The 24,856-nt window shown below is 58.6% G+C and carries 25 protein-coding genes; 3 read left to right on the top strand and 22 right to left on the bottom strand.

Annotated features, from left to right (window positions below):
• From ACX5K5_RS05070 to infC, 7 genes are all read right to left on the bottom strand, one after another.
• Nucleotides 1–1,080 carry a phenylalanine--tRNA ligase subunit alpha gene (locus ACX5K5_RS05070; protein WP_096254468.1) on the bottom strand — a complete coding sequence of 360 codons (1,080 nt, stop codon included), beginning with the start codon at nt 1,078–1,080 and terminating at the stop codon, nt 1–3.
• Between the two features lie 116 nt (nt 1,081–1,196).
• Nucleotides 1,197–1,847 carry an LppM family (lipo)protein gene (locus ACX5K5_RS05065; RefSeq protein WP_096254469.1) on the bottom strand — a complete coding sequence of 217 codons (651 nt, stop codon included), beginning with the start codon at nt 1,845–1,847 and terminating at the stop codon, nt 1,197–1,199.
• 65 nt (nt 1,848–1,912) lie between these two features.
• On the bottom strand, nt 1,913–2,356 hold the full coding sequence (locus tag ACX5K5_RS05060; protein WP_096254470.1) for a (deoxy)nucleoside triphosphate pyrophosphohydrolase: 444 nt from the start codon (nt 2,354–2,356) through the stop codon (nt 1,913–1,915).
• Nucleotides 2,357–2,366: 10 nt separating this feature from the next.
• Nucleotides 2,367–3,248: a TrmH family RNA methyltransferase gene (locus ACX5K5_RS05055; protein ID WP_096254471.1), complete on the bottom strand. Its 882-nt coding sequence runs from the start codon at nt 3,246–3,248 to the stop codon at nt 2,367–2,369.
• Between the two features lie 112 nt (nt 3,249–3,360).
• Nucleotides 3,361–4,017, bottom strand: a complete 657-nt coding sequence (gene rplT / locus ACX5K5_RS05050) for a 50S ribosomal protein L20, sunset domain variant (RefSeq protein ID WP_096254472.1) — start codon at nt 4,015–4,017, stop codon at nt 3,361–3,363.
• A 103-nt stretch (nt 4,018–4,120) separates the two neighbouring features.
• Complete coding sequence (rpmI, locus tag ACX5K5_RS05045) at nt 4,121–4,315, bottom strand: 50S ribosomal protein L35 (protein ID WP_096254473.1); 195 nt, start codon at nt 4,313–4,315, stop codon at nt 4,121–4,123.
• A 169-nt stretch (nt 4,316–4,484) separates the two neighbouring features.
• On the bottom strand, nt 4,485–5,141 hold the full coding sequence (infC, locus tag ACX5K5_RS05040) for a translation initiation factor IF-3 (RefSeq protein ID WP_459175122.1): 657 nt from the start codon (nt 5,139–5,141) through the stop codon (nt 4,485–4,487).
• 327 nt (nt 5,142–5,468) lie between these two features.
• Here infC and ACX5K5_RS05035 point away from each other — a divergent pair, with 327 nt between their 5' ends.
• Complete coding sequence (locus ACX5K5_RS05035; RefSeq protein ID WP_096254475.1) at nt 5,469–5,834, top strand: DUF1844 domain-containing protein; 366 nt, start codon at nt 5,469–5,471, stop codon at nt 5,832–5,834.
• Nucleotides 5,835–5,974: 140 nt separating this feature from the next.
• Here ACX5K5_RS05035 and ACX5K5_RS05030 read toward each other — a convergent pair whose 3' ends face one another.
• From ACX5K5_RS05030 to ACX5K5_RS04995, 8 genes are all read right to left on the bottom strand, one after another.
• A complete protein-coding gene (locus ACX5K5_RS05030; RefSeq protein WP_459175121.1) occupies nt 5,975–7,312 on the bottom strand; it encodes an MFS transporter in 1,338 nt (445 codons plus the stop codon).
• Between the two features lie 21 nt (nt 7,313–7,333).
• Complete coding sequence (locus tag ACX5K5_RS05025) at nt 7,334–8,215, bottom strand: SseB family protein (RefSeq protein WP_346059829.1); 882 nt, start codon at nt 8,213–8,215, stop codon at nt 7,334–7,336.
• A gap of 227 nt (nt 8,216–8,442) precedes the next feature.
• Complete coding sequence (priA, locus tag ACX5K5_RS05020; RefSeq protein WP_096254478.1) at nt 8,443–9,180, bottom strand: bifunctional 1-(5-phosphoribosyl)-5-((5-phosphoribosylamino)methylideneamino)imidazole-4-carboxamide isomerase/phosphoribosylanthranilate isomerase PriA; 738 nt, start codon at nt 9,178–9,180, stop codon at nt 8,443–8,445.
• A 22-nt stretch (nt 9,181–9,202) separates the two neighbouring features.
• Nucleotides 9,203–9,355, bottom strand: coding sequence for a CG2302 family histidine operon protein (locus ACX5K5_RS05015; RefSeq protein ID WP_170947736.1), 153 nt, complete (start codon nt 9,353–9,355; stop codon nt 9,203–9,205).
• Nucleotides 9,356–9,991 carry an imidazole glycerol phosphate synthase subunit HisH gene (gene hisH, locus ACX5K5_RS05010; RefSeq protein WP_188684833.1) on the bottom strand — a complete coding sequence of 212 codons (636 nt, stop codon included), beginning with the start codon at nt 9,989–9,991 and terminating at the stop codon, nt 9,356–9,358.
• Entirely contained in the window at nt 9,992–10,612 is a 621-nt protein-coding gene (hisB, locus tag ACX5K5_RS05005) for an imidazoleglycerol-phosphate dehydratase HisB (RefSeq protein WP_096254480.1), read from the bottom strand.
• Nucleotides 10,613–10,637: 25 nt separating this feature from the next.
• Nucleotides 10,638–11,744 (bottom strand): histidinol-phosphate transaminase, encoded by a 1,107-nt coding sequence (locus tag ACX5K5_RS05000; RefSeq protein WP_096254481.1) that lies wholly within the window; start codon nt 11,742–11,744, stop codon nt 10,638–10,640.
• Nucleotides 11,745–11,818: 74 nt separating this feature from the next.
• A complete protein-coding gene (locus ACX5K5_RS04995; RefSeq protein WP_096254482.1) occupies nt 11,819–12,172 on the bottom strand; it encodes a LysM peptidoglycan-binding domain-containing protein in 354 nt (117 codons plus the stop codon).
• 255 nt (nt 12,173–12,427) lie between these two features.
• On the opposite strand from ACX5K5_RS04995, the gene lexA reads away from it, so the two are divergent.
• A complete protein-coding gene (lexA, locus tag ACX5K5_RS04990; RefSeq protein ID WP_441664481.1) occupies nt 12,428–13,144 on the top strand; it encodes a transcriptional repressor LexA in 717 nt (238 codons plus the stop codon).
• 88 nt (nt 13,145–13,232) lie between these two features.
• Here lexA and ACX5K5_RS04985 read toward each other — a convergent pair whose 3' ends face one another.
• The 4 genes from ACX5K5_RS04985 to hflX form a co-directional block, all read right to left on the bottom strand.
• Nucleotides 13,233–14,351: a glycoside hydrolase family 76 protein gene (locus tag ACX5K5_RS04985; RefSeq protein ID WP_441664483.1), complete on the bottom strand. Its 1,119-nt coding sequence runs from the start codon at nt 14,349–14,351 to the stop codon at nt 13,233–13,235.
• A gap of 89 nt (nt 14,352–14,440) precedes the next feature.
• Entirely contained in the window at nt 14,441–16,138 is a 1,698-nt protein-coding gene (locus tag ACX5K5_RS04980) for a DUF222 domain-containing protein (protein ID WP_459175120.1), read from the bottom strand.
• A gap of 67 nt (nt 16,139–16,205) precedes the next feature.
• Nucleotides 16,206–18,203, bottom strand: coding sequence for an ATP-dependent DNA helicase (locus ACX5K5_RS04975; RefSeq protein ID WP_096254486.1), 1,998 nt, complete (start codon nt 18,201–18,203; stop codon nt 16,206–16,208).
• Nucleotides 18,196–19,764 carry a GTPase HflX gene (gene hflX / locus ACX5K5_RS04970; protein ID WP_096254487.1) on the bottom strand — a complete coding sequence of 523 codons (1,569 nt, stop codon included), beginning with the start codon at nt 19,762–19,764 and terminating at the stop codon, nt 18,196–18,198. The genes ACX5K5_RS04975 and hflX overlap by 8 nt, the downstream gene beginning before the upstream one ends.
• Before the next feature lie 411 nt (nt 19,765–20,175).
• On the opposite strand from hflX, the gene ACX5K5_RS04965 reads away from it, so the two are divergent.
• Nucleotides 20,176–20,781: a class I SAM-dependent methyltransferase gene (locus ACX5K5_RS04965; RefSeq protein ID WP_441664489.1), complete on the top strand. Its 606-nt coding sequence runs from the start codon at nt 20,176–20,178 to the stop codon at nt 20,779–20,781.
• Nucleotides 20,782–20,860: 79 nt separating this feature from the next.
• On the opposite strand, the gene dapF is transcribed toward ACX5K5_RS04965, so the two are convergent.
• From dapF to miaB, 3 genes are read right to left on the bottom strand one after another with little or no spacing between them, the layout of a single operon-like run.
• Entirely contained in the window at nt 20,861–21,793 is a 933-nt protein-coding gene (gene dapF, locus ACX5K5_RS04960) for a diaminopimelate epimerase (RefSeq protein ID WP_188684823.1), read from the bottom strand.
• Between the two features lie 8 nt (nt 21,794–21,801).
• Complete coding sequence (miaA, locus tag ACX5K5_RS04955) at nt 21,802–22,722, bottom strand: tRNA (adenosine(37)-N6)-dimethylallyltransferase MiaA (RefSeq protein WP_188684821.1); 921 nt, start codon at nt 22,720–22,722, stop codon at nt 21,802–21,804.
• Nucleotides 22,723–22,726: 4 nt separating this feature from the next.
• The gene (miaB, locus tag ACX5K5_RS04950) at nt 22,727–24,235 is read right to left on the bottom strand and encodes a tRNA (N6-isopentenyl adenosine(37)-C2)-methylthiotransferase MiaB (protein WP_188684904.1); all 1,509 of its coding nucleotides are present in this window, start codon (nt 24,233–24,235) and stop codon (nt 22,727–22,729) included.
• Nucleotides 24,236–24,856: the final 621 nt, after the last annotated feature.

Below are 24,856 nucleotides of genomic sequence, written 5' to 3'. Positions count from 1 at the left end.
TTAAATCTCCATCCCGAAGTGCTGGCTGAAACGAATGTCGCCCTCGATCATGTCGTGCATGTCGGGAACGTCGTTGCGGAACATCAGTGTGCGCTCGATGCCCATGCCGAAGGCGAATCCGGAGTATTCTTCCGGGTCGATCCCGGCGGCGCGCAGCACGTTCGGGTTGATCATGCCGCAGCCACCCCACTCGATCCAGCGCGGGCCGCCCTTGGCACCGGGGTGCCAGATGTCCAGCTCGGCGCTTGGCTCGGTGAACGGGAAGTAGGCCGGGCGCAGACGGATCTGTGCATCTTTGCCGAACATCTGGCGGGCGAAGTGCTCCAGTGTGCCGCGCAGATCGGCCATGGTCAGGCCCTTATCCACGGCGAGACCCTCAAACTGGTGGAAGACCGGGGTGTGAGTGGCGTCCAGCTCATCGGTGCGGAAGGTACGGCCCGGGCAGAGCACGTAGACCGGAACCTCACGCTGCAGCATCGAACGCACCTGCACCGGGGAGGTGTGGGTACGCAGCACCAGGTGCGCGTCGGCCGGCTCGATGAAGAAGGTGTCCTGCATTTCGCGGGCCGGGTGGTCCGGCTTAAAGTTCAGTGCGTCGAAGTTGAACCACTCGGATTCGACCTCGGGGCCTTCGGCGATTTCCCAGCCCATGCCGACAAAGATGTCGGACACGCGGTCCTGCAATACCGACAGTGGGTGGCGAGCACCGACGCGGCGACGGCGCGGAGCCGCGGTGACGTCGACGGTCTCTTCTTCCAAGATGCGCGCGGCCTCGGCCTCTTCAAGCACTACCGTGCGGGCGGCCAACGCCTTGTTCACGCGTCCGCGGGCGCCACCGACGAGCTTGCCGGCCACCGCCTTCTCGGACTTGTCCAGCTTGCCGATCTGGCGGTTGGCCAGCGACAGCGCGGACTTCTCGCCGGTGTGGGCGAGTCGTGCATCTTTTAGTTCAGTCAGGTCGCCAGCGGATTCGATGGCTGCCAGTGCAGCTTGAACCGCGGCGTTGATGCCTGCTTCATCTGTCGGATGCGGTGCGTTGAGCTCCGCTTCCGTTGCCTCTTGGATTGTCTGATCAGACATGGGATCGATCGATCCTTCTCTTATCTCGTGGAACTATTAGTCCCTATTCTATTAGCTAAGGCCCGTCAACGTTTCAACGATGACGGGCCCAGGCAGTGAAGAAGCTAACGGTTCCCTTAGTGAGCGGCTGAATCCTTGGCTGACTTCGGTGCAAATGCGAAAACGAGGATCATTGCTAGCACCAGTAGAGCGCCACCAAAAACTAACGAGTAGAACATCGTGTAGTTTGCTGCCCCGGTAGCCTTGTACTCGTTTGCACCGGCAATCATGTCGAAGGTGACGGTGTGGTGATCAACCTCGCCGGCGGAGTGGGTGAGCACCTTACCCGGGAAGCTGACCTGCAAGTTTGCCTCGGTGAACTGTTCGTTGACCGCGACTTCACCTGCGCCTGGCATCGAGAATCCGAATTCGCCGTCCTGATCGGACAGGGTAATTGGGAAGCCGAAGAGCATAAAGGCGTCCTGTAGCTGGACAAAGTTCATCTTGCCGATGGTTTCAAAGCGCAGACCGACGTTTTCCCCATCGTCGATGGTGGTGTAGCTCCACTGTCCGCCCAGAATGTTATCCAGCTCGTCGGTGTTCATCTGCGTAGCCAGCACGTCCTCGAATTTCTGGCCCTGCAGGTTTTCCTGATGAGTGGTGAGCTGCAATGCACCGGTAGCCTGATCGGCACCGGTCACGTTGACCTCAGCGTTCATGTTGACGCAGCCGGATAGGGCCAGCATTGCGGTAAAGACCAGCGCGAGAACGCCAAGAAGTCTCTTCACTCGGATTACTCCTAAAAATTTTGTGGGTTGGTTACGGGTTGCCGATTCCAGGCACTATGACCAGCTTACGCGGTTGAGCAGGTAGACCCCGCATGAGCTTGGGCCAGACAGGCAGTCACAATCGGGGCGTCGGCCTCGATCCACGGCACTACTGTGCCCAAGGAATCATCGAGGCCTAGCCAGGCCAATTGGTCGTGTCCATCGAGCGTGTCGGGCGTTCCCTCGCTGATCGTGGCGAACCAGACGCGCATTGCTGCCCGCTCATTGAGCACCCAGCCCTGGGCATGCGGCCCGATGATTTCTGCGCCGAGATTCAGCTGTACGCCAAGTTCCTCACGCAGTTCGCGGTGTACCGCATCGATCTGCGATTCCCCCGGTTCGACCTTGCCACCGGGAAATTCCCAGAGCCCGGCCAGTTCAACCGGACGATTACGACGGGCTGCCAACATCTTGGTGGGTGATTCAAAACTGTCGATGATCGCTACCGCGACGATTTGTTTGAGCTGCATCGGGCGACACCTATCGCTGGGCGCGAGCCGACGCGTAGAGGCACACCGTCGCGGCGGTGCTCACGTTCAGTGATTCGGCCACCCCGTAGAGCGGTACCGCGACGTTGAACTGTGCCAGCGCCTTCTCTTGTTCGCTCAAGCCCTGGCCCTCATTGCCGAAAAGCCAGATCGTGGGTCGTTCCAGTGCTGGCTCTTCTGCGCTCACGGACTCCAGTGCACCAGCGCGTAATACTGCGCTATCTTGCAGCGTGTCCAGGTTGTGTTCGGCATAGCCATCGGCCGACAAAATTTGGAAGGAAACTTCGGCACTATTAATATCAGCCACAACCTGTGCGAGGTCTACGTCGCTGAGCACTGGCAGGTGGAAGAGTGAGCCGGCGGTGGAGCGGACGGCTTTGGGATTATAGATATCGACGCTGTCCTTGGTGATAATCACCGCGTCGGCTCCGGCGGCATCGGCGGCGCGCAAGATGGTGCCGGCATTACCCGGATCCTGAATGCGGCACAGCACGGCGATCAATTTCGGTTTGGTGGCCAGTACTTCGAAAAGCTGCGGCTGGGACATGGCAACGACGGCGAGGATACCCTGAGGGTTCTTTGTGTCTGCCATGGCGGAAATGACATCGCCAGTGACAAAGAAGGTGTGGATGTTGCCCGCCTCGAGCAAAGTCGAAAATTCCTCATGACTTTCCAAGAATCCGGGCACCACGTAGACCTCTTGAACCAGCTGGTCGTTACTTTGGTGGGCGAGCAGTGCTTCGCGCACAGCTTGCGGACCTTCGGCGAGGAATTCGCCGGTTGCTTCCCGCCCCTTACGGTGGGCTAGCCGGGCTACTGCCTTCACTCGGTCGGCGCGTGGATTGGACATCACATCATTGGAGAAGCTGGTCATATAACGAGAATACCGGTAGAAACACCGAAGGGTGGGCTCCGCACTATGTGCGGTGCCCACCCTTCGGTGTGATCTGTCCTACCTGAGGCTTAGCTCAAAGGGAGAAACGGATTTACTTCATCTGCTGGCGGGATTCTCCACCAGCTGGCTCGAAGCCTGCAGCCTTAGCAGCGTCGGTCGAGTTGAACCAGAACTCGGCTTCGGTCTGCTCGTACCAGGTGGAACCTGGAACGTGGTACTTGTTCGAACCGGCGTTGCCCTTGATGACGAAGCCTTCTGGTGCGTCTTCGCCCTCAACGGCCTTGACTACGCCTTCGCCTTCGACGGACTTAGCTGCTGGTGCAGCAGCCTTAGGAGCCTTAGCTGCCTTTGGAGCAACTGCTACTTCAGCGTTACGTGGTGCGTTGACGTCTGCTGGAAGAGCGTCCTTAGCAACCTTAACCAAGGTAGCGAAAGCGTTCGAATCCGAAACAGCAAGCTCGGAAAGCATACGACGGTCAACCTCGACCTCAGCGGCCTTCAGGCCCTGGATCAAGCGGTTGTAGGTCAGACCGTTAGCGCGGGATGCAGCGTTGATACGCTGGATCCACAGGCGACGGAAGTCACCCTTGCGCTTGCGACGGTCATTGAAGCTGTAAACGTACGAGTGGAGCAACTGCTCCTTGGCCTTACGGTACAGGCGCGAACGCTGACCGCGGTAACCCTTTGCGCGTTCCAGAACGACGCGACGCTTCTTATGGGCGTTTACTGCCCGCTTCACACGTGCCACGTGTGTACTCCTTCAAGTCAGTTCCTCCCACCGGGCTTACCCGATGAAAGTGAAATCTATGGTTGTTGGGGTGGTGCTTCCCCGAATTGCGAAAAGGGAGAGCTTAGATGCCCAACATCCGCTTGATGGTCTTAACATCGGCCTTAGCGACCAACTGGTCAGAAGCCAGGCGGCGAGTAACGCGCGAGGACTTGTGCTCCAGGTAGTGACGACGGTTAGCCTGCTGGCGCTTGAGCTTGCCGCTACCAGTCAGCTTGAAGCGCTTCTTGGCGCCACTGTGAGTCTTGAACTTCGGCATAGCTGCCGTTCTCCTAACGTGCTCCACATAAATCGTTAGATCTGTGGGGATCATCCGAAGCGGACCCTCTTGGCAAGGTGACCGCTGCTGTTCTCTTGATAGTTGGAACTTCTCAAGGAAGCTCCTTCATCGTTTCCGATGACGGGCCCGAAGGCCCAACAGACTTGGGCTAAGCTTCGTCTTCAGCTACGTTGCGAGCCTGCTCCAGCTTGGCACGAGCATCGTCGTCCATCGCAGCTGCGACGTTCTGACCCTCGGTTTCATCTGGGGCGTCGGTGCGGATCTTGCGCTTCGTGCTATCCCGGCCACCGGACTTCTGCTGTTGCTGCTGTTCGCGGCGAGCTTCTGCCTTGTTCTTCAGCGGACCTACCACCATGACCATGTTTCGGCCATCGATGCGAGGCGTGGACTCTACAAGTCCTACCTCAGCGACGTCTGCTGCAAATTTTTCGAGCAAGCGAATGCCCATTTCTGGACGCTGCTGTTCACGACCGCGGAACTGGATCATGGCCTTAACCTTGTCGCCTGCGCCTAAGAAGCGTAGTGCGTGGCCGACCTTGGTCTCGTAGTCGTGAGTATCGATCTTCAGACGGAAGCGAACTTCCTTCAGGATCGTGTTGGTCTGGTTCTTACGAGCTTCACGAGCCTTGACTGCAGCTTCGTACTTAAACTTGCCGAAGTCCATCAGCTTGCATACAGGAGGCTTGGCGGTCGGTGCGACCTCAACCAAGTCCAGATCGGACTCGACAGCTAGACGGAGTGCGTCCTCAATACGGACAATTCCTACTTGCTCACCATTGGGTCCGACGAGACGTACCTCTGGCACGCGAATGCGCTCATTAATGCGTGGATCGCTGATGTGTCACTCCTGATTTTCGTAAGTCACTTACTCGCAAACAAAGAAGGCCTCCGTCTGCGAGGTGCAGGCGAAGGCCAAAACATAGACGACATAATAGTTAAACGAATCTCATCGCAAAACTATTTCGGGATACCGCGAGGCATCCTGCCGAATGACCCGGAAGCCTCAACGGCTACAGCGGGTGGGAGTTGGCCTCCACTTGCATGGCTCAACACTGATCTCTTGTGGACATCATCCGGATACCGGACGCTCTCAAGTACCTGTATTGAGTCGGTCTATGACAAGCTTAGCAGTATGAGTACCGAAGACACCAACTCGCAGCAGGAAGCCGTCGCACAGCAGATGCGCGACATCGCCGAAGTTCCAGCAGTAGAAATCGTCACCACCGCAGCGGTCCACCTAATGAGCGCAGCAGCGGTCAAATGTGGACTGGCAGAGGGCGAAGATGCCAATGAGCTGAAGGATCTTGATGAAGCTCGCAAACTAATTACGGCGCTAGCTGGCCTAGTCACCGCCGGCGCACCGGAGATTGGCTCGCAGCATGCAGCTCCTTTGCGTGATGGTTTGCGTAGCTTGCAGCTAGCCTTCCGCGAAGCCTCGTTGATCCCCGACCAGCCAGGTAAGGGCCCGGGCGAAAAGTACACCGGTCCGGTCAACTAGCCTTTATTACACAAAATTTAAGAGATTAACGTCATGGACTCGCTTCCCTTTGGGAAGCGAGTCCATTGTTCTTTAGCCCACTACTGAGGTGAAATCGCTGCGCGAGAAGCGCGCGGGAACGAATGCCGGGCATCGCGGAGCTATCCGATGGCTTCCAACCTGCGGCGACGGGCGCGGCGTACACGGCGGCGAATCTGTTGGGCGATCAGCGCAATGATCACGATGAACACCGCCAACGCACCGATGCCGATGAAGGCTTGCGCCGGGCCAAGGGTGTCAACGAAGATTCCAGTCAGCGGTGAACCGAGAGCGGTGCCGGTGGTCATCGCCGAACCGTACCAACCCATCGCCTCGCCGCGGCGTTTTTCCGCGACCAGATCGGTGAGCCATTCGGAGGCCGCCGAGAGTGTTGGGGCACAGAGGAATCCGGGGGCCAGTGACAGTAGGGCCAGGGACCAGGTGTCGGTGGCGAAGTACATGGGCACGGTGAGTATGGCCATGGCCAGGAGCAGCATCAGCGGGGAGATCGAACGATTCATCGCTCCATAAAGCAACCCGCCAATGAGCGAGGACCCGCACCAGAAGAGGAACACGATTCCTAGGTCTCCGGAGCGTGATTGGGCTTCAAGCTCCGCGACGATACCCACTTCGGTGCCGGTGAGTAGCGCTCCGGCACCGCCGGCGGCGATGAAGACCGCAAGCACCGAGGCGCTAATCCAGTTAAACCTGCCCTTAAAGGCTCGGCCTCGGCTCTTAATTCTGGCGCGCGCGGATTTCCACCCGGCGGTAATCAGTTCGCCTTCCACCTCGGCTACGCCAACCGGTGCAGCGGCAATGAAGCTGGCTTCCGCGCCGAGACGTTCCTCATGCACGTTGGCACGCATCGCGACCGCTTTCGGATCATCGCTGCGTGTGGGTGGGTTCAAGATGATGAGCGCGAGGCCAGCGAGCGAGGCGGTGATTCCGATGACGCTCAGTCCGATGGTGCTGCTGATCTGCGTGGCGACGATTCCTGCGGAGGCCGGTCCGACGATGAAGACTAGTTCGGTTCCGGTGGCATCGAGCGCAAAAGCCGTGCGGCGTTGGTCTCCGGTGGTCATGATGCCCAGCGCCGTGCGCACCACGGAGAACACCGGTAAGGAAAACAGACCGCCAATGAATGCCAGAGGGTATACCCATTCCAGTGCAACGTGGGGCACCGTGCACCAGACGAGGGTTTCGACAAAAATTGACGGGATCAGCGCCCGGCGTAGACCCCACGCATCAACGCGGGCCCCACGCCACGGTGCGCCAATTGCGATACCCAAGGTCATAAGTGCGGTGACCAGACCGGCAGATACCCAACTCTGATCGAGGTTTGTGACCAGATGCAAAAGCAAGAGCATGCTCAGCGCCGAATGCGGAAGTCGGGCAATCATTCCGATGACCAGTAGCGAGGAGATCTGCGGTTGCCGCAGAATCTGCCAATACCGTTTCATACCCGGGCTTTTCCTTCTCTATTAGTTGGGTGCGCTGTGCAAGCTCACTTCGATCGAATCTACCGCTTCGGCGAATTCTGGGTTTTGGGCTAGTAGCCCATGAATGTTTTGGGTGATGTGCCGGGCTTCGGCCTCCGGAGTGCCGGCGGCAAACACGAACTGCAAATTCAGCTCCGGCCCGGCTCCCCCACCTAGAACTGGGGCGCCTAGCTGGTCACGCGAACCGACTCCGCGGCCCGGAGCAAGCTTCACCGTCCGTAATTTCTGGTGTCCGGTGGTAGCTTCTTCGACCAGCTTGGCCACCTGCTCATTCAAATAACTCGGGGTCCAGTCAACCTGTTTAGCCAGCGTCCACATCCCCGGGCGGCGCAGCACAAAGGTGAAGTCGCTGCCTGGATCGAGCACTAATAGCTGGGCTTCCTCGCTGACCGCGGACAGGGCCGCGCGCGGGGCATACACCGCAACCGGTCGGGCCTGATCGTGCCATGCTTGCAGGCGTTCAACGGTAGTGAACACTGGTAAGGCCATGCGGCCATCGGGTGCCTTAATTTTCACCAAGGCCATATCCGCTTCCTTGTCGGCGGCGAAACCGTGCTCGGTCATCGCTTCCTCACCCAGTTGCGCGACCACAGCTACGAAGATCCGCGCCTGGGAAAGCGCGCGATGGACCCCCGCTTCATCTCCGGTGCCAGCACGCAGTTCGGCCAGAGCTTGGACCACTCCAGCGTCGGCAGATCCATCGTCCTTATCAAATTTGTGCAGGGGGTTTTCTTCGCCACTTAGATCGCGACCATCCCAGCTTTGGCCCGCAGAGTCAGCGTGATTCCCGGCCTGCGCCAAGGCCGCTGCAATGTGGCCTGGCAGGTGTCGGGCGGGTTCTGATTCTGGGTGCAAAGCGCTCATAAAACAATGCTATCTGGCGCGCGCAAATAGAAAAGACCTCAATGCTCCCTCCGCCCATGAGGTTGGCCACCCAATGAGTTTTGCGACAACGATAAATTCGCGTTCCCTCAGCGTCGATGGCGTGCACGGTTCCCGGCTTTGCCACGCGCCCTGTGACACGATGGCGAATTAAAAGCAGGACCCGAGGTAGCACAGGCGCTGCCTCGGGTCCTGCAGATATCGTGTGGTTAGTGGCGGCCGGCCACGTCTAGTGCTTGCGCAAGAGTGAACTGACCTGCGTACAGGGCCTTGCCCATGATCGCTCCTTCGATTCCCTCGGAGACCAATTCGCGCAGTACGCGCAGGTCTTCGAGCGAGGAGATACCACCGGAGGCAATGACCGGTTTGCTGGTCTTCGCGCAGATTTCACGCAGTAGCTCAACGTTCGGGCCACGAAGTGTTCCGTCTTTGGTCACGTCGGTGACCACGTAGCGGGCACAGCCGGCATCTTCCAAACGGGCGAGCACGTCCCACAGATCGCCCCCGTCCTTAGTCCAGCCGTGGCCAGATAGGGTGGTTCCGCGAACGTCCATGCCAACGGCGATTTTGTCACCGAAGCGTTCGATGGCCCGAGCGGTCCATGCTGGATTTTCCAGTGCGGCCGTGCCCAGGTTTACGCGGGTCGCCCCAAATTCTAGGGCGCGTTCCAACGATGCATCGTCGCGGATGCCACCGGAAAGCTCCACCTTGATGTTCAGTTCTTGCGCGATGCGCTGGACCACATCGGTGTTGTTACCACGGCCGAATGCTGCATCGAGGTCCACTAGGTGCAGCCATTGGGCGCCTTCACGCTGCCAAGACAAGGCAGCTTCCAGTGGGTCGCCGTATCCGGTTTCCGATCCGGCTTCGCCCTGGACCAGGCGCACTGCCTGACCGTCGGCGATATCTACCGCCGGAAGCAGTTCAAGAATAGGTAGCTCGCTCATAATTTCCTTCTATCACTAATGTCTAGAGTGTCTGGACCCAACCGGCGACGATTGCCGCGGCGGCTAAGGCCCATAATGCGATGATCCAGGACAGGTGTGCCTTCTGGCGTTGCAGCGAAATCGCGCCACCAGCCAAAAAGGCTCCGAGGGCCATCAGGAGAATTGCCCAAATCATTTAGAGCGTCTCCAACCAGTTACGCAGCAACTTTGCGCCCGCGTCGCCGGATTTCTCCGGGTGGAACTGCACTGCCGAAAGTGGACCATTTTCCACCGCTGCAACAAAGTCGGTTCCGTGAGTAGACCAGGTCACCTGTGGCGGGGTCATCGCCGGTTGAGTGACATCAAATTCCCACTTTTGCACCGCGTAGGAGTGCACAAAATAGAACCGTTCATTCTCGATGCCGGCAAAAAGCTTCGAATTTTCTGGTGGGCGCACGGTATTCCAACCCATATGCGGGATGACCTCGGCCTGTAAACGTTCGACGACACCGGGCCATTCGCCGATCCCTTCGGTTTCCACCCCGTGTTCAACACCCTGCTCGAAGAACACCTGGTGTCCTACGCAGATGCCAAGCACTGGTTTGCCGCCTGCAATGCGTCGGCCAATCCATCGCAGTGCGCCGGTTTTGGCTAGTTGCTCCATTACCGATGCGTAAGCTCCCACGCCGGGAACGACCAGGCCGTCGGCGTCGAGGATGGCTTTAGCATCGGCGGTTAGCTCAACTTCTGCTCCCGCAGCTTCCAACGCGCGCACTGCCGATCGGACATTTCCGGAACCGTAGTCGAGGACAACTACTTTCTTCTTCGCCACTTACAGGGCACCCTTCGTGGATGGGATTTTGTCACCCATGCGCGCGTCTGGCTCGACGGCTTCACGCAAGGCGCGGGCGAAGGACTTGAACTGTGCTTCGACGATGTGGTGCGGGTCGCGGCCCGAAAGCACCTCGATGTGCGCGCAAATCTGTGCGTGGAAGGTGATCGCCTCAAATACGTGGCGCGTCATCGAACCGGTGAAGTGTCCGCCGATCAGGTGGTATTCCTGACCTGCTGGCTCGCCACCGTGCACCAGGTATGGACGGCCTGACACGTCGACCACCGAACGGGCCAGCGCCTCGTCCAGTGGTGCGTAGGAGGTGCCAAAGCGGCGAATGCCTGCCTTGTTACCCAAGGCAACACGAAGTACCTCGCCGATGGTGATTGCCACGTCTTCAACCGTGTGGTGCACGTCGATGTGGATGTCACCGGTGGCACGCACCGTCAAATCGATCAGCGAATGTTTGGATAGGGCGGTGAGCATATGGTCGTAGAACGGCACGGACGTGCTGATCTCCGAGGTTCCGGTCCCATCCAGGTCCAGCTCGACAAAAACTGATGATTCGCTGGTCACGCGTTCCATACGGGCGCGACGAGCGCCAATCAATTCGGCAGACATGTCTTCCTTCGCTTGTGTGTAAGTGCTATTTCTGTGCGCCCAGCAACGTGGCTAGGTGCTCTAAGAAGGCGGTGGTTTCGGATTCGGTTCCGGCGGTAACGCGCAACGTACCTTTGATTCCATTGTCGCGGACGATGATGCCGGCATCCAGCAAACCCTGCCAGATAGTGTGTGGATCTTCCAACCCGCCGAAGAAGACAAAATTCGAATCCGAGACCGATGGCTTCAGGCCGAGCTCAGTCAACCTCGTGACGATTCGATCGCGCTGCGTCTTGATCTCTTCAACTTGGGCCAGCAACAGGTCGATGTTCTTCAACGCAGCGATGGCAGTCGCTTGGGTCACCGCAGACAGGTGGTAGGGCAAACGCACTAGACGAATCGCGTCGGTTACTTCGGGAGCTGCGGCTAGGTACCCTACTCGGGCTCCGGCCAGCCCGAAGGCCTTGGACATCGTGCGCGAGATGATCAGCCGCTGACGGCCGTCAAGTAAGGTAAGCGCCGATTTGGTGTTTGCCAACGAAAATTCCGCGTAGGCTTCATCGACCACCACGATGGCCTTGGTTTCACTGGCTGCCTCGTAGACCGCTTGGATGACGTCTAGCCCCAGCGCCGTGCCGGTGGGATTGTTTGGGGAGCACAAGAAGATCACATTTGGCCGGTGGGTACGCACCTGTGCAGCGGCGGATTCGGCACTGAGTGTGAAGTCCTCGGCGCGGGTGCCAGCGATAAATTGAGTATCGGTGCCGCTGGCTAACAACGGGTACATCGAATACGTGGGGACAAAGCTCAGCAGGCTGCGTCCCGGCCCACCGAAGGCTTGCAGAATTTGCTGGAGAATTTCGTTAGAGCCGTTGGCCGCCCAGATGTTCTCGCGATCCAGGTTGTGTCCCAGGTAGTCGGCGAGCAGTTCACGCAGTTCGGTAAATTCACGATCTGGGTAGCGGTTGAGGGTAGTGGCCGCCTTGGCGACTTCTTGGGCAATGGCGTCGACTACGCTTGTTGGCAGCGGATGCGTGTTCTCGTTGACGTTCAGCTGAATGGGAACGTCGATTTGCGGCGCACCATATGGGGAAAGCCCGCGGAGGTTCTCACGCAAAGGCAGCTGACTCAGAAGTTCACTACGGTCATTCACGCATTAATTCTAATGGTGAGTTGCTCTGCGTGGTGAATCCACGACAAGAGCAGGTAACAATGGTGAGCTAATACCTAGTTCGCGAGTACCGGAATGTTGATGGTGTCCCCCGCGTAAAGCATGCCGGTATCGATCGCGTTCAACTCTTCGATATGGTTCATTGCCGCGTTAACCTCATAGCCCTGCGCATACTCACTAGCCAGACTCCATAGTGTGTCCCCTGGAATGACCGTGACTTCTACGGTTTCCAGACCGGCGGGGAGGTCGGTAGATGCGTTGGCGCTGGAGGTGAGCATCGTGAAGAAGAACGCCGCGGCGATCGTCAACAAGAAGACTGGGATGCCCACTAGGACAGCCCACCCACGACGATTGATGCGGATCTTCAGCGGCGCTTTGTCTTGCTGCGGTACGAGTGCGAGCGTAGTCATGACATTTCTCCTCAACGATTTTAATGATGCGAACTGATATTCGCATACAGACTTCGAACACTTGTTCGATACTAGTACATCTTTTCTAACAGACTCTGATCGAACTTGTCCAGACTCTTTCGAACAAATCTTTGAAAGAAGCGACAAGATCAACTAAGATTTCGAAGTAGAAGATCAGTAAGTACATCACAACATTGGGCACCGACAGTTTGAAGGTTAGAACTGAGGACCGAATGCAAGGGAAGGCAAAACCACATGTCAGCATCACAGCGCACTCCCCGGTCAAATGCCCGATCGCTGACCATACGTCAGAAAAAAATCCTCGAAACCATTCAACGCTCGATCGGCAGAAACGGTTACCCGCCATCGATGCGTGAGATTGGCGACTCTGTAGGACTTAAGAGCTTGTCCAGCGTGACCCACCAACTCGGGCAGCTGGAAAAACTTGGGTACATCCGCCGAGACCCCCGCCGCCCGCGCGCCATGGAAATCCTGCTCCCCTTGCAGCTGGCTGAAGATGGCGACTCAACTGAGGAAACCTCGGCCACACCGGAGCCGGTAGAAGATGCCAAGGTGATCGAGCTAAGCACCTCAGCCGACACCACCATGGTGCCTCTGGTCGGACGGATCGCCGCCGGCGGGCCAATTTTGGCCGAACAAACCGTCGAAGATGTATTCTCGCTACCGCGTCAGTTGGTGGGACACGGCGAATTATTCATGCTCAAGGTCTCTGGTGATTCAATGGTGGACGCCGCAATTTGCGACGGCGACTGGGTGGTTGTTCGTCGCCAACAGACCGCCGAAAACGGCGATATCGTTGCAGCACTGCTCGACGAGGAAGCCACTGTGAAGACCTTCCGGCAGCGCGATGGGCACACCTGGTTGCTTCCACAGAACTCCCGTTACGAACCGATTCTTGGTGATGCAGCGACCGTAATGGGCCGCGTCGTTTCGGTCATGCGCTCGCTCTAATCCGAGAATGTTGAAACGTTTTTAAAGTAGTCAGCCACCGTCCATGCACCGATTAGAAGTGCGTGGACGGTGGTTTTTTCATGCCTACCTAGTCGCGCTGCGCACCGGTACGGCACACGCGTTGAGCCGCTTGCAGGATCGTCCAACGTTGGATCGCCGCCGAAAGCTGCGTCTCAGTCCTGTCGGCAAGCTGCGCTGCCGTGAGGCAAATAAGCCGCGCAGCAGTACGCTGGCTCGCTGCGGGAAGCCGCGGGTCAAGCGCGGCTAGAGCAAGGTAGCGACAGAGAATTCCGGTGAACAGATCCCCGTCGCCACCGGTGTCCAGGCGTAACCCGGTGCCATGATCATCGTTGGACAGCTGCACGTTGATCGACTCAATAAGTGATCGTGCCTGAGCTAGATGTTCGGCGCTCCCGCTGGCCAATAGCGCGCCGAGCACCGTGCCTTGATTGTAGGTATAAATTGCGTGTTCAAGCTGCGGGCCGCTGGCAGTTAGCCGGATGCCGTCAAGGTAGAGTCCGGTGCGTTCATCGTGCAGATTGTGGCGCATCCAGTCCAATAGATGCTTACTGCTCTGAACATCGTTAATCCGTGCAAAGTACAAGGCTGCCGGACCGTTGGAAGGGGTGTTTTTGAAGTCCCGTTTACGTGACCAGTAAAGCCCGCCACCTAGTTTGTCGTCTTGGCCGAGTACCATCTGGCGGCCCAACGCCCGCATTGCGAGGGTGGACAACAGTGCAGGGCGCGCCGAAAGTTGCAGACTCAGCTCGTTCAGCCGGGTCGCTGCGAGAAGTAACCAGGCCATATCGTCGTAGAAGTAATTGGGGAAGCATGCGAAGTTGCGGATGAGGACGCCACGCAGCAACTGTTTAGCGCGCTTCCAGTTCGCACGTGCCTTGCTGCGGTCCCCCGCCTGCAACGCGCTGAACGCCGCATCAATGATCGCATCCAGATAGTGTGCCTGCCACCAATAATGCCATTCGGACCAGGGGCGTGCGCCTGCCTTAGGTAGCGGTTGATCAGGCAGTGCGCGCAACGCGCCGATCCAGGTACCGGGTATCCCCATCAGCCGATGCCCAAAACGTTCATGTATGTCGGCTTCGGCTGACAGGGCCAGACGGTGCCAGTGTTCGGCATCGGTAATATCGTGCGCAGCTGATGGCGAGTCTGCGTGAGGATCGTGCATTGGATCATGCGCTGTGCTCATGGACCGCTCCCAGCTGTCGAAATTCCGTGGCTGGGTACCAGCGTAGTCCGAATTCACCGATGCATTGAGCACTGTTTAGGCGCAGCCGATTAGGCGGCGAGCACCTCGGCGGCCGAGAACCAGTGGGTGTTGCGTCGAGGTTGTTGATCGGGGTCCAAAAATTTGGGCAGTAGCACCGCCGGGGGTTTGCCGTCGGCGACGATCAGGGTAAATAGTCCTGCGTGCCGGGCATGATGGTGCATTGGGCAAAGCAGTGCCCCGCGGTCCACCCGTGTTTCTCCGCCTTCCTCCCACGGATCCACGTGATCCGCTTCGCAACGGCTGGCTGGCATATGGCAGCCCGGGTAGATACAGCCGCGGTCTCGTGCGGCCAACGCACGTTTCATATGGGGTGGGAAGAGCCGTTTGGATCGACCGATATCTAGCGGTTGACTCTTACCGTTGAGTACCGCGGGGTAGATTCCGGCGTTGCACATGAGGGTGCGGGCCGCGGCAGCGGTGAGCGGCAGACCGTTCTCGGTGGTGGCAAAACTTTGCGCACCGGCAAGCATTTTTTCGTAGTTCAGGTGCACGATGACTTGTGGAGCGACCAATGCCGCGCCGGAATCTTTGCTGCCCACACGGTTGGCACGCAAGACTGCCAGCAATGCGGTCATGTGGCGTAGTGCCGGGGAGAGGTCTTCGAAAGGAGGTAGCGCGGTAGGCTCTACCACAGGATCGATGCTCGGCTCCGGTGTTTTAGGTGCGTCTGGTTCCGTGGCCTGTGCCTCGCGAGCCCACTGAGGCATCGTCGGTGCGTCGTCCCATTCCTTCGGGATGCGCGGCGCGCTAGGCGGCTGAGGTGCTGTCTTGGAGGGTCCATCCGGTTCGCTGGCCACCGCTGTCTCGAGGGGATCTGTTGGGTCTGTGGGGTCTGCACCCGGCTGGTTTGCGGCCGCGTAATTTGCCTGCGTCAACTCGTTCAGTAGCACCCGGTTGCCGGCGATGGTGTTGGGGTTATTCGTTTTGGCCCGCAATGATTCGATGAATTCTGCTTCGTGCGGGAAAACCTTGAGCAGGTAGACCATCAGGCCGCGCTGCATACCGCGTGAGAACAGGCCAGCTTCGGCGAAGAGTGCCGCGGTCGGACGCTGAGCTTGAATCTGCTCGGTAATCAACGCGTTGAGGTGCTTGCTCGCGCTCGTTGCATCCTCCGCTTTGATCAGTTCCAGCGCCTGCATTTCCAGTTCCTGGCGAGCCTTCGGCGTGGACAGATCTGGGGTGGCTTTACAGATGGCGCGAGCCGCGCTGATCAGCGGACGCGGATCGGTGCTCTGGTCGGTAAATTTGTTGGCCAGGTGGCGGCAGTTAGGTTCCGTGCGTTGCCCTGACTCGGTGACCGTAGCGATCAGTGATCCGGCGGCATTGAGCCGAGCAACTGCCGCGCCGTGCGGGATGCCCAGCCAGCCGCTGTGCAGATCGGCGGCGTCTTTATAGGCGGCCCGGCCCAGCGTGCAGTGCCCGTGTAGTGCGATGAGTTGTTCATCGCTGGGATCTGTACCGGCTTCGGTGAGCGCATCCAACGATTCGGTGTCCAACTGGTGACTGCCGCTGCGTTGCAGGGCGTCGGCGGCCTGAATTTGTAATCGTGAGAGCGTCTGGGTGGCGCGCTCGGTCAGCCAAGCAAAATAGGCCGCGTGCCCCGGAGCGAGAGCGTCGGAAGTGAACTGGGAACCGGCAGCATCCAGCGCGGTGATGGCTTGGGCCATCGCCAACAGGTGCGACTGGGTGCTGGTAAGTTCTTCCATACCCACCACCTTGCGCCCGGGGTGCGCTGTGCCGCGCTGATCGGGCGCAGGCTGTGGATAAGGCCCGTTATGCTTCCGGTTTCAGCCGCGAGAGCACCCCGGTGATGACCTTTTTGTCGGTCGTCGGCCACATGGGAGGCAACGAGCTTTTCAGGAAGCTGCCGTATCGGGCGGTGGCCATGCGCGAATCAAGCACCGCAACAACACCTTTATCTTGCACCGAGCGGATCAGTCGGCCGGCGCCCTGGGCGAGGCGGATCGCTGCGTGGGTAGCGGAGACCTGCATGAAGCCATTGCCGCCGTGTTTGGCGACGTCCTCGGTGCGGGCCTTAGAGATCGGATCGTCCGGGCGCGGGAAGGGAATTTTGTCGATGATCACCAAGCGGCAGGAATCGCCTGGCACGTCAACACCCTGCCAGAGGGTCATCGTGCCAAACAGGCAGGTGTCGCGTTCGGCGGAGAAGTCTGCAACCAAGGATTTCATGCTCGCATCACCCTGACAAAGGATTTTAACGTCAAGCTTTTCGCGCAGGATCGCGGCGGCTTCCTCCGCCGAGCGCTTGGAGGTGAACAGGGCCAGCGCGCCACCACCTGAGGCGCTAATCAAATCCTCGATCTCGTCCAGCGTTTCGGCTGCCAGCTGGCGCCCGGGCTTGGGCAGGTGCTTGGCCACATAGAGAATGCCCTGTTTCGGGTAGTCGAACGGGCTTCCCACGTCGATGCCGGTCCAGCTTGGGGCCCCTTGGCCCATCAGTCCCAGAGAACCTGCAACCGCATCAAATTGTGAGCCGATGGCCAAGGTCGCGCTGGTGAGCACGACGGTGCGCCCATCAAAGAGGCCCTCGCGAAGTTTGCCGGCTACCGACAGCGGTGCCACATTCAGCGTCGCCGGCTGGGAATCATCGGTTTCCACATAACCGCGGCCCTCCACAAATTCGCGTGGTCGAGAGGTGTAGAGCACCTCGCGGCGCTCCTCGGCTTCGAGCATGCGGATCGCGTCGTCCATAATTGCCTGCATTTGTGAGCGGGCAGTCTGCCGGCCACCGTCGGCTGGGGCGTTGGCCTCCGGTTTGGACAGGGCCAATACCAACCGGGCCTGTTCGACGATGTCGTTCAGGGCAATGCCCATATCTTCGCGCAGTCCCTGTTCGAGCAGCCCGGTAGGCACGCCGGTCAGCGACTTTTCCAATCTTGCCGTGGCCTTGGTCAGTTCATCGACGTTAACACCGCAGTGCCGTTTGGCACCACCGGCAGCGGTAAGCACCGTGCGGGCCGACAACGCTCCGGAGACCGAAGAGGTCACCCGGTCTTGCAGTTCGTGGGCCTCATCGATGATCGCGACCTCAAAGTCCGGCAATACCGAGAGCCCTTCAAAGGCGGAGACCGCAAGTAGCGCGTGGTTGGTGATGACTACGTCTGCCTCGGAGGCGCGGGCCCGAGCCATTTCGGAGAAGCATTCGTCGGCCATCGGACATTTTTGCGAGCCCAGGCATTCCATGGCGGACACCGAGACCTGTTTCCAGGCCTTGTCGCTGACCCCGGGGATCAGCTCGTCGCGGTCCCCGGTGTCGGTTTTATCCGCCCAGTCGCGCAGTTTGAGTACCTCGGCGGCCAGCGGGGAGAACATTTGTCCGGCCGGAGCCGCCGGGGCGTCCATTTCAAACAGGGTGCCCTCGTTATCGTCGGGGTAGCCCCCGCCGAGCTTGTACTGGCACAGGTAGTTGGACCGGCCCTTGAGCAATGCCACATCCATCGGACGCGACAATTTGCCCTTGAGTGATTCAAGCAGCCGCGGCACGTCGCGACCGACGATTTGCGACTGCAAGGCCAGTGTTGCGGTGGAGACGATCACCGGTTTGGCACTGGTTTGTGCGTGCGCGAGCGCCGGGATCAGGTAGCCCATTGATTTGCCGGTGCCGGTGCCGGCTTGGACCAGCAGGTGCGTTTCCTCTTCGAGGGCTTCGACTACATGCTTGACCATTTCCTGCTGGCCGGTACGCATCGAACCTCCCATAGAGGTCACCGCGGTTTCGAGAAGGTCCAAGACCTGCGCTTGCTTATCCATGTAGGTTGAAAGGCTCCAATTGAACTGCCAGAGATTCGCGAACCTTCACGATCATCCGTGTTCCGTGTTCGGTGTGCTCGTTTTCCAGTATTTCCGATTCGCTCTGATGCAGCTTGGCGATCAGATCTCCACGGTTGTACGGCAGCATAATTTCAAGTTGCACCGTCGGGCGTGGGATCGAGGTGCGGACCAGTTCCAGCAGTTCGGTGATGCCGGCTCCGGTGCGTGCGGAGACGACCGCGGTATTTGATTCGCGGTTGCGGATCCGTTCGATGACCATGGGATCGGCCACGTCGGATTTGTTCAGCACGATGATTTCGGGAATGTTCAGCGCGTCGACCTCGCCGAGTACCTGGCGTACCGCGTGAATCTGCCCCTCGGGGTCCGGGTGGGAAGCGTCAACGATGTGCAGGATCAAGTCCGAATCGGCGATTTCTTCCAGCGTCGAACGGAAGGCCTCCACCAGTTGGGTGGGCAGGTTGGAGACGAAGCCGACGGTGTCGGCCAGCGTGTAGGTTAGCCCGTCGGAGGTTTGCGACTGCCGCACGGTGGGGTCCAAGGTGGCGAACAATGCGTTCTCCACTAGCACCCCGGCGTTGGTCAGACGGTTGAGCAACGAGGACTTGCCAGCGTTCGTGTACCCGGCGATGGCTACCGCGGGGACCTGATTGCGCTTGCGGTTTGCGCGTTTGGCCTCACGAGCAGGTTTCATCGCCTTAATTTCGCGGCGTAGCTTGGCCATCCGATCGCGAATGCGTCGGCGGTCCATTTCAATCTTGGTTTCACCCGGGCCACGCGAACCGATACCGCCACCGGCGGCACCTACTCGGCCACCAGCCTGACGGGACATCGACTCGCCCCAGCCACGCAGGCGCGGCAACAGGTATTCAAGCTGTGCCAGCTCAACCTGGGCTTTACCCTCACGGCTAGCGGCGTGCTGAGCGAAAATATCCAGAATCAGCGCGGTTCGGTCGATGACCTTCACCTTGACTACATCTTCTAATGCGCGACGCTGAGAGGGCGCAAGTTCCGCGTCAACGACCACGGTGTCTGCGCCGGTGGAGGCGACGATATCGCGCAGTTCAATGGCCTTGCCCGAACCGAGGTAGGTGGAGGAATCGGGTTTGCTGCGTCGTTGCACGACGCCGTCAAGCACCTCTGAGCCTGCGGTTTCTGCCAGTGCCGCCAGCTCACGTAATGAGTTTTCGGCATCGGTGATGGTGCCAGAGGTCCACACACCGGCGAGCACCACTCGTTCCAGACGTAGCTGGCGGTATTCGACCTCGGTGACATCTTCCAACTCGGTGGATAGACCGGCCACGCGGCGCAGTGCCCGGCGCTCGGCCAGGTCCTCTTGGTCTCCATCGAAGGATGAATGCTCGGCTGAAAAACGGTTCAACGCGGTAGCCTGCCCGGAGAATATACTGTCTTCGGCGGGTTGCTCGGCGTGGAATACCGCTGGCGCTTGGGCGTCGTCGGCCGCAATGATGCGATCGATGGCGGCCTGAATTTGGGCATCGTCCATGGATGCTGGCTGCTGCGGTGACTCGGAGTTAGTCATGGTCTCCTTAGAAGAACTTCTTAATACAGAATAGTGCTGTGTACCCCCACTTTGCGAGGTGGCGCGGTTGGGTGTCGGTGGGTGTTCGCTCATACCGGTCCTTAGATTGAGGGCAAAAAGCCGTCGATGTTCAGATGAAGTGCTGGTTACCGGGAGATGGCGAGGATGCACCGTGGGGTGCGCTGAGCCTAGAAATAGCAATAGACTTTGCCGTCTTCGGGCTTATTGTTCCCCGGCGGCGCATAGAAATAGCGCCGGATGTCGGGGGTAAGCCTAGGTAACCGATGTGGGTTACGTCTTAGACGAAGATCAAAGTCATAGGTAAAACTCTATCAGTGAACGGACCCACGCGTATATCGGCTAGCTCACGTTGTTTGCCCGGCCTCGCGCGCAGACGATAATCTTTTGCTTATGAGCTCCGATCATTACTTCAGTGCCAGCCCCGCCTCGGCCGACGAACGCCGTAGCGTGACCGTCGAATTAAACGGCGCGCGCCATCAGGTGCAGACCGCTCCGGGGATCTTCTCCCCCGCCGGTTTGGACAAAGGCACCGCCATTTTGCTGGAGTACGTGCCGAACCCGCGCGGCCGCATCTTAGACATCGGCTGCGGTTGGGGCCCGATCATGCTTACCGCCGCGTTGCAGAGCCCGGAGTCCGAAGTTTTTGGTGTCGACGTTAATGAGCGTTCCATTGAACTTGCCAAGTTAAATGCGCACAGCTTGGGGTTGAAGAACGTTTCGGTGGGCATCCCCGACTCGATTGATCCGCAGCTGCAGTTCGACACGATTTGGTCCAACCCACCGATTCGCGTCGGTAAGGAAGCTCTCCATGAATTGTTGCTACTTTGGTTGCCTCGGCTGGCTCCGGGTGGCGAGGCCTGGATGGTAGTGCAGAAGAACCTAGGCAGCGACTCGTTACAAAAGTGGATGGGCACCGTACTGCCCAAGGATTGGAAGATCACCCGCGAGGCGACCTCCAATGCCTTCCGCGTGCTGAAGATAGCTCGGCCCGTCTAACGACCGGCATCAGCACTAAACCTCAACGGCCTGCCGGCGAATCATTATTTCGCCGGCAGGCCGTTTTTGATCTGTTGGCCTAGCTTGCGCCGACAACCCCGCGGGCTACCAGGACGGCCGGGCCCGAGAGGATCGTGTCTTCAATTCCGTCCTCGGTGGTCGCAAATTCGACACCCACCAATCCGCCTGGAACCTCCACTGCCCACTGATTGATCAGCGCGGTGCCGCGAGCCCAGTAGCGCATGGCGGCCGCCGCCGCACACGCACCGGTACCGCAGGATAGGGTTTCTCCCACCCCGCGCTCATATACCCGCATCTTGATGTGAGCCACGCCGTCGTTGATCAATGGTTCGGCGGGAACCACAAATTCGACGTTGGTTCCGTGCGGTGGCGTCGGGGAAACTTCTGGGAGGGCGGTGAGGTCCAGGTTTTCGAGCAACTGCGCTTCAGGTAGCGCCACCACGGTGTGTGGGTTGCCCATGGTGATGCTCAGCGCCGGGTGCGGCTGTTCCCAATTACGGGCAAGCACCAGCGAGTCTACGGAGTCCGCACCGGCTTTGGCCTCGTGTACTAGTCCCCACGGGCCAAGGTTCGCCGCGTAACCATCGACTAATCGGGTGACGGTTTTGACACCCGCGCGACTGCCAATCTGCAAACTGGCACCGATCGGGAGATTAACCAGCCCTTCAGCGAGCAGGTAGTGCACAAATGCTCGTACCCCGTTGCCGCACATTTCGGCGATGGACCCGTCGCTGTTGCGGTAGTCCATGAACCAGTAGGCCTTAGGGTGTTCGAGTATCTGTGTTTCAAAACCGGGCACCTTTGAGGTGGGGATGGCGCGAATTAACCCATCACCACCAATGCCAAAACGACGGTGACAGAGCGCGGCGACCTGCTCGGCGGTGATGTTCCGGGTACCTTCAGGATCCGCAAGCAGCACGAAGTCGTTGCCGGTGGCATGCCCCTTAGCGAAGGGTAGCCCTGCAAGCTGGTCTAGTTCAGTGCGGTACATCTCGCTCCTTAGCTGGTGGGGTGAGCCGGGTTCAGTAGTGCTAATGCCTTATCCAACAGGCCAGGTTCTTTGGGGTTAAGCCAGTTCACTCGTGGGTCGGCGTTGAACCAGGTCAGCTGCCGGCGGGCAAACTTCCTGGTGGCGATGATGGTCGCTTCGATGGCGTCTGCGCGACTCATTTTACCGTCCAAATAGTCGGTGTACTGTTGGTAGCCGATCGCCCTTGAAGCCGTTTTTCCTTCGCGCAAACCCTTGCCTAACAGCTCGGCGACTTCCTCGGCAAAACCCATTCGGTCCATTTTGCGTACACGTTCGGCCAACGTCTCATGTAACGCAGCACGCTCGTAATTTAGTCCGATCTGCAACCCCGGTTGGAAGTACTCACGGTTTGGCATAAATGAGCTAAACGCACGACCCGAAATTTCGAACACTTCCAGCGCCCGGATCGCCCGGCGTGTGTCCAGATTACGTGCTGCCGAGATCGGATCAACTTCAGCCAACCGGCGACGTACCTGCCCATCACCGTGTTCCTGCACTTCGGCCTCGAGCCGATCACGCACTTGGCGGTCGGTAGGCGGAAAATCAATGACATCCAAAGCGGCACGGACATATAGCCCAGAACCGCCGACCATCACCGGCACCTTGCCGTGCGCACGAATCTGCTCAAAATGTTCCCGAGCTTGGGCCTGAAATTGTGCCACCGACGCTTCGTCGCGCACGTTCATAATGTCTAGCAGGTGGTGCTCAATGCCACCACGCTCGCCCGGTGCCAATTTGGCCGTGCCGATGTTCATGCCACGGTAAAACTGCAGCGCATCAGAGTTGACGACTTCGCCGCCCAACTTTTGCGCCAGTGCGATCGCCAAATCTGACTTGCCGGTACCAGTCGGGCCAACGATGGTGATCACCGGCAATTGCGAAGAGGTCATCGCCTTAGCCGCGTACCTTCAACGTTGGCATACCGAGATTGGTTTTACCGACAGCGCTCCCACCAGACGTTGGTACGCCACAGCTATCGGCCTGCGAGCGATCCCAGGCGTCACCGGCTCGTGATCGGCGCAGCGAGTACTGCTCCAACGATGGGTCAGAAACCAGGTGGAATGCTGCTGCCTCAGTGATTGGTACGGTCACCACATCTCCCGGACGTGGGGTCTCACCACCTTCAGGCACTGAGAAGTGCACCAGACGCTGATCGCGGGAACGGCCCGAAAGCCGGTGAGTTTCCTCGGCCTTGCGCCCGGATTGTTCGGTCACCAAAACCTCCACGGTGCGCCCGAGTTGCTTGGCATTTTCTTCCTTGGCGATGCGGTCCTGCAGCGCGGTCAGACGTTCGAAGCGTTCTTGGACAACTTCCTTGGGCAGCTGATCGGGCAGCTCGGCGGCTGGGGTTCCCGGGCGTTTGGAGTATTGGAAGGTGAATGCGGTAGCAAAGCGGGAAGCCTCAACCACGTCGAGCGTGGCTTGGAAGTCTTCCTCGGTTTCTCCGGGGAAGCCAACAATAATGTCGGTACTTATCGCCGCGTGCGGCATCCGCTCGCGGACCTTGTCCAAGATACCGAGGAACTTCTTTGAACGGTAGGAACGGCGCATATCTTTGAGCACCTTATCCGAACCGGATTGCAGCGGCATGTGTAGCTGCGGCATTACGTTCGGAGTTTCGGCCATCGCTTCGATGACATCGTCGGTGAATGCGGCCGGGTGAGGGCTGGTGAATCGCACACGTTCCAACCCGTCGATTTCACCACAGGCGCGCAGTAGCTTACCGAAGGCCAGACGGTCACCAAATTCGATGCCGTAGGAATTTACGTTTTGTCCCAGCAGAGTAACTTCGACAGCGCCATCGGCAACTAATGCTTTGATTTCGGCGAGAATTTCACCCGGCCGGCGATCTCGTTCCTTACCGCGCAGGGCGGGAACAATGCAGAAGGTGCAGGTGTTGTTGCAGCCCACGGAGATCGAAACCCAACCTGCATATACCGATTCACGTCGGGTAGGCAAAGTAGAGGGAAAAACATCCAATGATTCAAGGATCTCTAGTTCTGCCTGCTGATTGTGCTCGGCGCGGCTAAGCAGTGCTGGCAGCGAGCCGATATTGTGCGTGCCAAAAACAACGTCCACCCACGGAGCCTTTTGCAGAATGGTTTCGCGGTCCTTTTGCGCCAAGCATCCGCCCACGGCAATCTGCATATCAGGATTTACATCCTTGACGCTTTTAAGCATTCCAAGGTTTCCGTAGAGCTTGTTGTCGGCGTTTTCACGCACCGCGCAAGTATTGAACACGACGACGTCTGCGACAGCATCCGGGTCAGTTTCGTCTTTGCGTGCCAGACCCGCGTCTTCCAAAAGGCCTGATAGGCGTTCGGAATCATGCACGTTCATTTGGCAACCGTAGGTGCGAACCTCATAGGTCCGCGCAGAAATTTCGGTTCTAACTGGGGTCATCTCGTCCAACTCACTCACTCCTCAAGGTTACCCAATTAGGTGACCCGCGACATCTTAGCCATGGCTTAACCGATGGCTTCTCCCAAAATCGATGAAAAACAGTAACCTCATCAATCCGGAAACCGATTCTGAGCACGGCGAAGCAATGTAGGTGTGATCTGCGGATTCCTCGGCGATCTTCTAATTCTTTGTTTGGCGCGAGGGGCACAGCGAATACCGACCGTTTGCCACAGGCAGGTCATAGTCGTCTAAACCTCGTGTTGAATTTATACCGCACGCCTCTGCCACAATGAATATGAGCAGAACTAGCTACCACGCCGCAGTCGATCCGGACAGTTCTAATACTGGCCTGCAGCACGACTGACAAATAGTGCGCCTACGTTGCAGAATCAACCGGAGGTCCCATGAACATTGAATACAATTCTTCCTACCGAGACCATGTGGTAAAGGACTCTGGTGCGACATCGCCACATCTAGAGGAACAATCAACGGAAAAATCTGTTGCCGGTTTGAGCAAGAGTCAAAAATTTCATCTGACAATGTTGCTGTTGACACTCGGGCTACTGATCATACTTCCGTTGTGTTTCGCCGGATTTGCGGTCACTTTTCCACGGGTTGATT

The sequence above is a fragment of the Glutamicibacter bergerei genome, from assembly GCF_054495185.1.
The sequence above is the reverse complement of the archived record's forward strand: the minus strand, read 5'-3'. Positions and strand labels throughout refer to the sequence as shown.